This window comes from Streptomyces sp. NPDC059696, assembly GCF_042733745.1.
GTDB lineage: Bacteria > Actinomycetota > Actinomycetes > Streptomycetales > Streptomycetaceae > Streptomyces.
In genome coordinates, this window is sequence record NZ_JBHWFG010000010.1 from 261394 (window position 1) to 272006 (window position 10613).

Consider the following 10613-nt stretch of genomic DNA (forward strand, 5'->3'; position numbering starts at 1 on the left):
TGCGGTCCAGCTTGTCGTCATCAGCCCAGGAGGGTTCGCAACTCCTCAGCGATCGGGACGACCCAGTACAGGTTCACGTTGTTGTCATCAGCTCAGGAAGGCTCGCAACGTCACGAAGTATGGCTGGATGCCCAGCGGCCCGAAGAGGGGGGCATCATCAGTCCGGGAGGGTTCGCAACGCGACATGCCGGATGATCCATGCCATCCGAGTAAGTCGTCATCAGCCCAGAAGGGGTCAAAAAGCGATGATGATGCCGACGACAACGAGCTTGGCCAGGGTAGCCATCAGCATCAGCCCAGGAAGTTCCGCAACCATGATGGCGTCGACGGTGGAGAGGTAGCGCGCGATGGCTGTTATTAGCCCAGGAGGGTTCGCAACGAGGTGGTGACCTCGTCATAGGTGACGAGGAGGTCGGGTCATCATTAGCCCAGGAGGGTTCGCAATTCGGTGGTTTGGCCGATTGGTACGCCCCCGGCGGGGATCGCGGGACGCCATCAGCCCAGGAGGGTTCGCAACGTCACCTGTACCCGAATTGCGTGCGCGACGAGCAGGTCGTCATCAGCTCAGGAGAGTTTGCAAAAGGATGACGAGGTCGCCGGAGATGCCATGTCGAAGGTCGTCATCTGTCCACGAGGCTTCGCAACGTCCAGAGATTTGCGTTTTTCGGATCACCGGCCACGGTCGTCATTAGCCCAGGGCACGACGCGCCCCCTCGTTAGCGTGGGGGCGCGTTGCTGTGGCGTGCGAGCCGCCCCGGCTGACCTGCTCACGCCGGCATGCGCCCCTGAACCAGTCACGTAGCCGGTCGAGTCACGCCTCTGGTGAGGGCAGGAGGCGGGCTCCTCAGCTGCCTTGAGGAGCCCGCCGGCACACGACGGGCTCGGGTTCTACCGCACCGGTCAGACCTGCAGGATCAGCGCTTCCACCTGTTCGAGCGTTGTCACGCTGGCCTGGGCCGCGGCCCGGACCTTCGTCAGCTTCTCCATCCACTCGATGCGCTGCTCGGCCGGGAGCGCGTCCTCTCCGAGCTGGACTCGCAGGCGGTGCGCCTCCTCGAAATCCGTCATCAGGCCGTGGGCGGAGTCCACGGCCTGCTGGTAGCTCCCCTCGACGAGTTCGACACGGGCGGGCAGCTCCCGGCGCAGCGTGGCCAGCTGGTCGTGCGGGTCGGCCGGCGGTGCGCCGTGCACGGTGGTGACAGTGGGATCCGTGCTCGTTCCGGCCGTGGGGAGAGTGGTGGTGCTTCCGGGGCCGCCTGGGGCCGGGCGACCGAGCTCAACAGGGAACATCTCGTCGAACCATGCCTTGTCAGCGACGTAGTGGGTGGGCCGGCCCTCAGTGTCAGGAGCGATCACCATCCCCGCGGTGATCGGCGTCCGGCCCTTGACCCAGTGCTGCTCCCCGTAACAGATCAGAGGCGTACCGTCTTCCGTCTCGGGCGGCTGCGTCGCGTCCGGGTGCTCCAGCACGGCCTTCGCGAACGCGAGGAGAAGAGCCCGGCTGATGCCCGGGGCGCTGGTTGCCGTGTACGCCAGAGTGAGGGCGGCGAGGGCGCTCTTGGGAGTGCGGCGCACACCCTTGCGGCCGTCGCCCGCCTCGCTGCCCTGACCAGCGGTGATGAACGGCTGCGGAGCGTGAATCAGCGCCGGTGCCATTCGCTGGACGAGGGCGGCCCAAGCGGTCGCTTCGCCGGCCTCTGCCCCGAGGAGGAGCACCTTGAGTGACCGCGGGTCCTGCCCGGCACCCTTAGCGGTCTCCGGAACACCGAAGAAGCCGAGGGCGGAAAGGATGTTGCCCCGGTGCAGGAACAGTTGGGCAACGGCGGCGGACCACAGACGGGTACGTGCCTCTGCCGTCTTCGCCTTTACCTGGCTCCACGCCGGTTCCTGCAGCGTCCCCCTGACAATCGGCCAGAAGCACCCCGTGTCCCGGACGGTGCGTACGTTCGTCCGCTTCGGGGCCTCGGGCGGGATCTCGGGGAACACGAGCGCGGTGATGGCGCGCACCGCGATGTCGCGGAGCACGGCCGGGGAGACGTCGTCCCCCGCGGGTACGAGCGGCACGAGCGGGTCGAGCGGTCCGTTGGCGGTCAGCGCGTCGCGCACCCCGACCAGGTCGAGGAGGTCCACGCCACGCGCGTCGGGGAACGCCTCGGCGAGCGCGTCCGCGAGGAGCGATTCCCTGGCGTATGCGTCGACGAGCGTCGCGAACAGGGCGATCAGACGCGCGTCCTCGTCGTAGGGCTGGATGCCGCGCAGGTGGTCGTTGACGTTCAGCGTCCGCAGGACGTGTTCCAGCGCCGCCGGCTTGGTACAGCCGATCACGATCTCCGCGGAGACCGTGGCGATCTTCCCGGCCCGGACCGACGGGTCGGTCGCCTCCGTCTCCGGCTTGGCGACGGCGTCGTTGAGCCGGTCGGAGAGCCGGTTCAGGATCTCCCGCTGACTCAGCAGCAGCAGTTCGGGATCGGCTTTCTTGTCCCTCGGCATGGGCAGGAGAGACTGAGGCATCCCCGTGACCAGGTGTTCCGGACGCACACGGAAGATGTTGAGACGCGCCAGTGCACGGTTGTTCCCGGTCACGGCGGCCAGCCGCCACAGCTTCGACACCGTGCCGTCGGGGCGGGTGATCTGCCACTGCTGCAGGACGTTCATGCCCTTGGAGAGCTGGCCCGCGTCCACGAGGGACTCGGCCAGGTCGTAGCCGCGGGTCTTCCCAGCACGCTCGAGATTCTCGGCGGCGTAGCGCTGCATGTGGACGGCCACCTCGTACGGCTGCTCGGCGAGAGTGAGCGCCGCCTTCGGCTCCCCGTCCTCCTCCACCGCGCGGACCACAGGACGCGGCCGCCGGCCACCAAGGGCGGTGAGGAGGGCCTGGCGCTCGCCTTCGAGTTCCCCCACGCGGCGCTCAGCGTCCTCGTGCTTCTGCGTGGCCGCTGCCAGGGCCTGCGCGGCGTACGGGTCGTCCCCGGCCGCGCGGCGGCAGCTCTCCCGCTCCTTCTCAGCGGTCTTCGCGGTCTTCCTGGCATCGTGCAGCGCCAGCTCGGCGGCGATGAGGTCCTTGACGCGCTGGCTGGCCTCAGCAATGGGCGGCGACCAGCAGCTGACGGTGCGGTCGTTGAGGTCCCACGGGACCACCGCAGCGCCATGGACGTCACACATCAGCAGGAGTACCTGCTCATCGCCGGCCTGCACGAGACGGTAGGCCGAGGGCTTGAGCACCTTCTTGTTGCTCCGGCTGGCGATCAGGCCCTTGATCTCGGTGTCCGGGAGAGCGGTGGCCAGCCCCTCGGTGATCGCCTGCCGGGGAGGCGGTACGACCCCGAGTTCCGCGCAGGTGTTCTCGATGGCGTCCGCGAGATTCCGGCCCCAGGCGTCGGTGCCGATGTGCGGGAAAATGCCATCAGGTCGTTTCGCGACCATGGTGTTGTCCTTCCACCCGGCGTGCCGGGCCAACACAGAAACTCCCGTCTCTCGGGAGCGTGTCACGCGCCCGAGCGCCGAAGCCTCGTGCCGACGAAGAACGGGCCAACACCCTGTAGAAGGGAGTACGGCGGTCCTCGCCCCGTACGGTCCACCTGCCAACGCCCGAAGAACGATCAGCCCCAACAACGCCTCGGTGGCGCCTGGACATCTCGCAGCTTGCTCCTGCTCCGCCGGCGGCGGCATGAGGCGGACGCCGGTGATGAGCCACCGACGTGCACCACGGAATCTGCCACCCGTTCCGGCGCAGTGCCGAACCCGGACGGCGGAGTTCACCAGATCAGGTGAAACGAACGTCCAACCGTGTCGCTCGCGAAGCGATTCGAGGTAGTAGCGCGTGGCAACGGAGCGGCGTGAGCTGGTGAGCCGGGCTATGCGGTTCTGGCCCAGAGGCGTTCGCGGGGCTCTACGGTGCACCGGTGAGCAACGAGACGCTGCCAGCCGGTGAGGACGTACTGCCCCGAGGCCGACGAAATCCTCGCCGGGGCTCTGCTGAGCCTGGGAGCCCAGGGTGCCCGGGCGTTGGGGCTGGCGGGGGACGCGCACCGGATCCTGTCCGGGGTCAGCGGGCTGGAGCGGCCCGGGGAGATCGTGGAGGCGTGCGTGCGCAGCGCGGCCGATGCCTTGTTTTGAAGCTGCCCGGGGCCCCGAAGAGCCCGGTCGGTCTACAGTCCGCGGCAAGGGATCTGCTGGACGCGGTGGACGCCGCCCTTCCCGCCCAGCTGCCGCCCCCGTCGCAGTGACCGACACGGGGTGGGAGCGAATTCGGGACGCGGCTGAGGTGCTGCGCGGCGAAGTACACAACCCGGGCGGCCACCGGCGCCGGCGGGCGCGGGGGATCGCCGAGAGGCTGATGGGCCTGCGGCTCGGTGCCGCACAGGATGAGCTCCTCAATGCGTGGGGGGATCTGTACGCGAAGGCTTCGGGCACCTTGCACGGCGTCGGCGCCGAGGAAGGTCGGCCCGCCGCCTGTACGCCGCTCTCCTCGCGGCGGCACGGGAGCTGCTGGTGCCGCTTCCCGGCCGCGCCGCCCGTATTTTGGAGCTCACCGCTGGTCTTCCTCGTGCGTGCCCCGGCCCCGGTGGTGTCACGGGTGCCGTACGTTCGCGTTCCTCCAGGCGACGAGCGCGGCGTGGACACGCTGGGCGTGTTCAAGAGTTCCTCCGAACGCACCGGCCTGCAGGAGCGGCCAGGTGTCGCTGAATTCCGTCGCGACGGAGCCGGCCAGGCCGGTGTCGTCCCACCCCCAGGTCGAGTGGAGGAGGAACTCGCCGCCCACGGGTAGGCGCGGAACTCGCTGGTGGTGTCCATGACGATCATGGGGATCACCCTTGCCTTCGCAACGGGTGGTCTGGGTGCGTTCCGGCTGATCCGTGCCGCGCACGGGCGCCCAGCCCTCACGGATGTCCGCGACCTGGCGCCAAGACCGCTCGCAGAGCACGCCGAAGCCCTGGACTCAGTCCGCTCACTGGCCTCGGGGGTCCGCCTTGCCGCTACCTGCGCCCTGCTTTTGGTGGCGGCTGGGGGCATGACCTGGTACGGACCGGAGAAGGAGTCTCAACCTGGAGATCACGACGCCTTCAGGCCCGATCTGTGGAACCACAGTCCGTGTCGACGCCGGACGGCTCGTCCTCAAGGCCTCCGGAGGCGAGGCCACGGTCGATCTCACCAAGGTGACCGCCCTGAAGGCCGTGACTGCCTGTCCTCCGTGAGGGGCGAGTTCCGTCGGCGGGAGCCAGCCCGCCTCGTCGTGGCGCGTGGCCGGCCCTACTCAACGCTGCCCTGCCCGGCCGCCGAATTCCCCTTCGCCGCCAGGCACGTCCCTTCGACGAGACGGTCCGGGCCGGCTACGCGGCCGGGCGATGTCGGCCGTAGGGCGCCAGCCATCTCCGAAGCCGCGATGGGGCGGACGACCTTGTCAAACGGCCGCTAACGCTCGGAGGGGGTTTGTTGGTGTGCCCGCCGTGGTCTGTCGCGGCCAGCGGTCCCAGCCAGGGCCGGCCGACCTGCTCGCCGAGCCTGCGGCAGAACATCCCATCGGTAGGCAGCGCCCGCGGCCGCCCGGCACCACTGTCCACCCACACCAGCTCCGCCATGCCCGGGTCCAGCAGCGCGTCGGCGACGGCAACCACCTCGGGGAAGACGACCGCGTGCCGCCCCACGATCCGCCACCGCTCCAGATCACCACCGGCATCCCCGCCCGCCACATGATGCAGGCGCCGCGGCCAGATCGCCTCCCGCTCCCAGCCAAAGGCCTGCTCCCACCACCGGGCCATCACCGCCCGCGCCAGCGCGAACACCCGCTCGGTTTCCGCCCCGGCCCGCACCGCCCGCCGCGCCACCCTGGCACACCGCCGCTGCGCCTCCACCACCTCTGGCAGGCCACGCAGGTCGAGGTGCTCCAGCGGTTGGTGGGCGTCGGCGTCCAGGAGCCACCGCCCATGCCGCATGCACACCCGCTCCCACCGCGGCGCGTACCGCACCACCCGCACCGCCGCCCCTGTGCGCCGCGCCGTGCACAGCCGGCGGCCGAACGCCACCGGACCGGCAACCGCACCACCGACCCGCCACAGCCCCAACGGATCCTCATCCTCGACGCGCAGTTGGGCGTCTTCTTCTCCCCAGGACGGCAAAGCCCGCGCCAGCACGGCGACGAGGATCTCGTTGCGGGCCGCGGGGCTGGAGCGCAGCAGGGCCGTGTCGTACTACGGGACCTCTCTCCGAGCCGCGCCCTCATGAATCGAATAGGTGATCTACTTTAGGGAAAGTTGAGACACAGAGTGATGCAGTGGCCCAACATGCAGTTATGGACTGGAATGAGCCAACGTTCTTTGATCGGCGTCCTGCTGCTTCAGGGGCCCTCTCGTACGGGAACCGACTGGTCGTTAGGGACACCTCTCACGTGCTCATCGAGGCCATCCCCTTCTTCATCCCCCACAGGAATTCATCGCCTGAGCTCTCTATGAAGCTCGTCCGTACAGACAAACGGACCGGTGATCAGTGCGAGATGACGCTCAAGTCGGAGGACCTGTACATACTCAAGCGGCACATTGCCCAAGCGCTCTCTGTGTCTGAGCAAGACGACGATGGCCAGTTCATCGTGCTCAGGACGGATGGGTTCGGGGCACAGCCCGATGCATCCGACGACGCCGTCGGTGCTATAGGCTGCGCCCTTGAAAACCGTCGGTTCGCCGCACAACTCGCCCATCAGGTCAACCCGGAGACTCTGGCCAAAGCTTTCTCAGCTGCGGTCAGGATCGGCGAGCTGAGGGCGGCAGTCACCGAATTGCAAGAGCACCTCGCCGAAGGCCGTAACCGAGAGGACGTCTACCAAGACTGGTGTGAGCGCCACTCCTGGGCTTTCGGCAATGCATATGTCGTCCGCGATGATCAGAGAGTGATCGGAATTGGCGATCATGTCGACCTCCTGATGAAGTCCACCGCCAGTGGGCTCCGTGACGTATACGAGCTGAAGCGTCCGGACAAGGACGTGATCCTTTACGACGACACGCACCAGAACTGGTACTGGTCATCGCATACAGCGAAGGCGATCGGGCAGTGCCACCGCTACCTCGACACCCTGCATCGGGCAGCCGAATTCGGTCTGCGACCTGCCCGTCCCGACATCGTCGCTTACCACCCCCGTGCCGTCGTCATCATCGGGCGGTCTTGCGATTGGGAGGAGGCACAGCTGCGTGCTCTGCACGGGCTCAACAGCAGGATGCACGGAATCACCGTCATGACCTATGACCAGCTCGTCTCCCAGTGCCATGCGCTACTGAGCCATGTGACCGCCGCAGACGAGGCCACCGAATCCGAGCCGAGCGAGTTGACTGCTTAGCTTTCCCGGCGTGCATGGACGGGCCGGGCAGAAGCACCCCTGCCCGGCCCCACTGGGGTTGTCTGGTTACGCCCACCGCATGCCGACGGCGGACAGCAGCTCCATCCGCTCCGGGGTCAGGGTCGCGGCTCTGGAGCGCTGGTTGCTGATCCATGCCCCGAGCCGGAGTTCCCGCTCCTCCTGGTCCTTACCGCCGACGATCCGCTCGACCCACTTCCTCGGCACGCGCAGGTGCCCCTCGCGCTCGTAGAACTGTCGGGCAGCCTCGTAGTTGAGGGTCCATTTGTCGGCTTGGCTGCGTCGCGGTGCCGGTTTCTCGTCGTCGGCGGGTTCGATCCGGAGGATGTGCTCCAGCATCCACTGCTGCGCGCCGGTGAGTTTGTCGAAGGCGAGCCGCTGCGCCTGTACCCATCGGCCGAGGTCTTCGCCTTGGCGTACGACCGTGCCGGGCTGGGTGGGGAGTGTGCCGCCGGTGTCGAGGTGTTGTCGGGTGAGGTGGAAGCAGCGTTGCCAGTCGATGGGCCAGGCGGGGCACCAGGCGGGGTCGATGTCGTCAAGCTGTTCGCGCCGTTCCTGTGACAGGGCGCCAGCCGCGGACTCCACGGGCAACCCCTCAGCTCGCCGCTGCTCGATCTCGGCCGCTCGCCGGGCGGCTGCACGCGCGTTCTTCAGATATAGCCCTACGCGGTAACCCTGGAAGGTGGCGTCGGTGGGTGCTGCGAGGTGCCCGTGTTCCTTTGCCCATCCGCGGGCTGCGGCGAGTCCTTCGTCCCATGCGATGTCGTAGTGCGACCAGACCATGCCGAGCTTCTCCAGCTGCTCGATGCGGTCCTCGTCCATGTCGCTGCGGGCGTAGAATCGGCGAGCGTCGGCGATCCACTGCCCCAGCGGGAAGTTCGCGAGCGAGGCCGGCCACCCTTCGCCCTGCACCGCCTGGTCCTCCCCGCCGGGCACCCGGTACGTGAAGGGGACCTTGAGGTCGCCGTGCAGCCGGTTGTAGATGACGGAGGCCTCGATGCCGCGCCGCCAGTGCTCGTGCTCGGGGTTGAGAACTCGCAGGTTGATGAACGCGGCCAGTTGCGCCGGGTCGCGCGGCGTGGAGAACTTCAGCAACTGGCGCGCGGGCGCCGACGGCCCGCCGGACTCTTCCCCCTCGCCCCGGCTCTCCTGGTCCCCACGGCGGCTCTGAACGCCCCTGACACGGCTTGGCGCCTGCTGCTCGGCGAGCTGCTCCACCACGCGGGCATCGTGCGCCCTGAGCGCCTCCAGCAGCTTCGCCAGCCCGCCGTACGCCCGGGACGTGAGCATGTTGTGCGCGGTCTCGCCGGGGCCGAGCAGGACCGGCACCACGAGCGAGGCGACCTTGCCCTCGCCGGGCTGCATCCGCAGCGCGCGGCCGACGGCCTGGACGAGGTCGGGCATCGAGCCGCGCACATCCGCCCAGTACACAGAGTCGCAGTTCTTGGTGTCGACGCCCTCGCCCAGCACTTTCACTGAGCCGAGGAAAGCCTTCTCCACGATCGTGCCGTCTGTGGCGATCCCGGACGCGAACTCGCCCAACACCCGGCGCCGATGGCCCGGCTTGTGCTCGCCACACAGCCAGTCCACCCAGACCATCTTCGGGTACAGCTCGGGGTCGGCGGCGTGCAGCCGCTTGGCGACATCGGGGAGGCCGGCCGCGAACGCCTCGGCCTCCTTCACGACGTGGTGGAAGACGAGCGTGCGCCGGAAGTTCTCCTCCGAGGACGCCTTGAGCAGCGCGGTCTGGAGGGCTGCGAGCCGGGCCCCGCGGACCTGGTCCGAGCGGCCCTCCGCGCCCAGGAACTGCGCGGCCTGGAGCTGGGTGTCGGTGATGTCCAGGCACACCACTTGGTACGGCGCGCAGATCCCCCGGTCGATCGCCGCCGAGAGCGTCAGCGTGAAGCAGCGGGCGCCGAACGGCCCGTCCGGGTCGTCCTCCATGCTCGCCACCAGCTCGCCCGGCGCGCCCTCGGCATCCTCGTCCATCTGCCACAGCCGGGGCGTGGCGGTCATGTAGAGGCGGCGCAGGGACGGGATGCGAGTGTTGTCGTGGACGACCGCCCACGGCCGGCCGATCCGGCCCGAAACCCGGTGCGCCTCGTCCACGACGATCAGGTCCCAGCCCGGAAGACCGGCCTGGTGGGCACGTTCCAGCGTGCCGAGCCCGAGGGAGGCGTACGTGGCGAACACGGTGACCTTGTCGAACGGCCGCACCCAGGAGACCAGCTCACCCACGTCCGTGGTGTTCGGGAAGGACGCCTCCTCCCCCCGCAGGGAGGAGACACCGATCATCGGCCCGGAGCGCCCTCCCTCGCGCCAGGCGCCCTCGGTCTGGGCGAGGAGGTCCAGGGAAGGCACGAGGACCAGGACACGGCCCGCCCGGAGCTCCTCAGCGCTCCGGGCGGCCACCAGCGTCTTGCCCGATCCGGTGGCCATGATCACCTGCGTCCGCAGGCCCCGCTCGGGCACAGACGATCTTGCAGGCAATTCGAGCGCCCGGAGTACCGCATCCACGGCTTCCCGCTGATGCGGACGAAGCTCCTTCACAGCCACTAAGGTCCAATCCCTCCTGCAAGGCGGACGACAGTCCTCACCCCGCCGTACAAGCAACTAGCCCTACTAGTAAGGGATTTGGCCAGTAGCCCATCCGTACAGCACAGGCCCATCCTCGACCTGGAGCCCAAATGACCACCCTCCAGCAGGCAATCGCAGAGGCACTGATACTCAGGTCCAGACTCTATCCTAGCCACAAAATGAAGCAGACGAGCCGAAGAATGAGCACACAAGCTAGGGGTACTCCGTACCCATCGCCGCCCACCCGACCAGGAGAGCCATGACCCACAACACCGGCAACACTCGAGGCAACCGGTTCTGCAAGGCCTGCGGCACGCCCGCCGAAGACGGGAAGCTGTGCAACCACTGCGGTGCGGTTCTCGACTTCCCCGACCAGACCGGACTGATCGAGGATCAGGCAGCCGCGATCCGGCGCGACTTCGAAGGCCGCACCGAACAGCAGCACAAGTGACCCCGAACGTGGGCCGGCATAACAACCCCAGCTGGCCGCGCGGCAGCTCGGTCAGCCCGCTCACCCACTCCCACCTGAGGTGCGCCAAGGGGGAGCGGGTGAGCGGCACCCGGCTCGACGCCCCCCACCCTTACTGCTGCCAGCCCGGGCCACGCGGAGCGTGGCCGGTTAGGTTCTGGAGGCGCAGCCGAAAGAACCGTCAGGGGGGGGGGGGGGGGGGGGGCCCCGCGCGCCCCCCCCCCC

At 68.5% G+C, this 10613-nt stretch carries 7 protein-coding genes; 3 read left to right on the forward strand and 4 right to left on the reverse strand.

Translation table 11 applies throughout. From position 1 onward, the window contains the following. Positions 1 to 900: 900 nt before the first annotated feature. On the reverse strand, positions 901 to 3423 hold the full coding sequence (locus ACFV20_RS14335; protein ID WP_385656083.1) for a hypothetical protein: 2523 nt from the start codon (positions 3421 to 3423) through the stop codon (positions 901 to 903). A 504-nt stretch (positions 3424 to 3927) separates the two neighbouring features. On the opposite strand from ACFV20_RS14335, the gene ACFV20_RS14340 reads away from it, so the two are divergent. Then, the gene (locus ACFV20_RS14340) at positions 3928 to 4116 is read left to right on the forward strand and encodes a hypothetical protein (protein ID WP_385656084.1); all 189 of its coding nucleotides are present in this window, start codon (positions 3928 to 3930) and stop codon (positions 4114 to 4116) included. A gap of 454 nt (positions 4117 to 4570) precedes the next feature. Here the strand turns inward: ACFV20_RS14340 and ACFV20_RS14345 are convergent, their stop codons facing one another. Together ACFV20_RS14345 and ACFV20_RS14350 are read right to left on the reverse strand one after the other, a co-directional pair. Further along, positions 4571 to 4762 carry a hypothetical protein gene (locus ACFV20_RS14345; protein WP_385656086.1) on the reverse strand — a complete coding sequence of 64 codons (192 nt, stop codon included), beginning with the start codon at positions 4760 to 4762 and terminating at the stop codon, positions 4571 to 4573. Between the two features lie 568 nt (positions 4763 to 5330). Beyond that, complete coding sequence (locus tag ACFV20_RS14350; RefSeq protein ID WP_385656088.1) at positions 5331 to 6131, reverse strand: hypothetical protein; 801 nt, start codon at positions 6129 to 6131, stop codon at positions 5331 to 5333. 254 nt (positions 6132 to 6385) lie between these two features. Here ACFV20_RS14350 and ACFV20_RS14355 point away from each other — a divergent pair, with 254 nt between their 5' ends. Then, positions 6386 to 7324: a Shedu anti-phage system protein SduA domain-containing protein gene (locus ACFV20_RS14355; RefSeq protein ID WP_385656090.1), complete on the forward strand. Its 939-nt coding sequence runs from the start codon at positions 6386 to 6388 to the stop codon at positions 7322 to 7324. 66 nt (positions 7325 to 7390) lie between these two features. Here the strand turns inward: ACFV20_RS14355 and ACFV20_RS14360 are convergent, their stop codons facing one another. Beyond that, the gene (locus tag ACFV20_RS14360) at positions 7391 to 9898 is read right to left on the reverse strand and encodes a Helicase associated domain protein (RefSeq protein WP_385656092.1); all 2508 of its coding nucleotides are present in this window, start codon (positions 9896 to 9898) and stop codon (positions 7391 to 7393) included. A 280-nt stretch (positions 9899 to 10178) separates the two neighbouring features. Here ACFV20_RS14360 and ACFV20_RS14365 point away from each other — a divergent pair, with 280 nt between their 5' ends. Beyond that, positions 10179 to 10370: a hypothetical protein gene (locus ACFV20_RS14365; RefSeq protein ID WP_385656093.1), complete on the forward strand. Its 192-nt coding sequence runs from the start codon at positions 10179 to 10181 to the stop codon at positions 10368 to 10370. Positions 10371 to 10613 lie beyond the last annotated feature (243 nt).

Coding starts and splice junctions, on each gene's coding strand:
- ACFV20_RS14365 (WP_385656093.1), top strand. CDS start 10,179: ATGACCCACAACACCGGCAACACTCGAGGCAACCGGTTCTGCAAGGCC.
- ACFV20_RS14335 (WP_385656083.1), bottom strand. CDS start 3,423: ATGGTCGCGAAACGACCTGATGGCATTTTCCCGCACATCGGCACCGAC.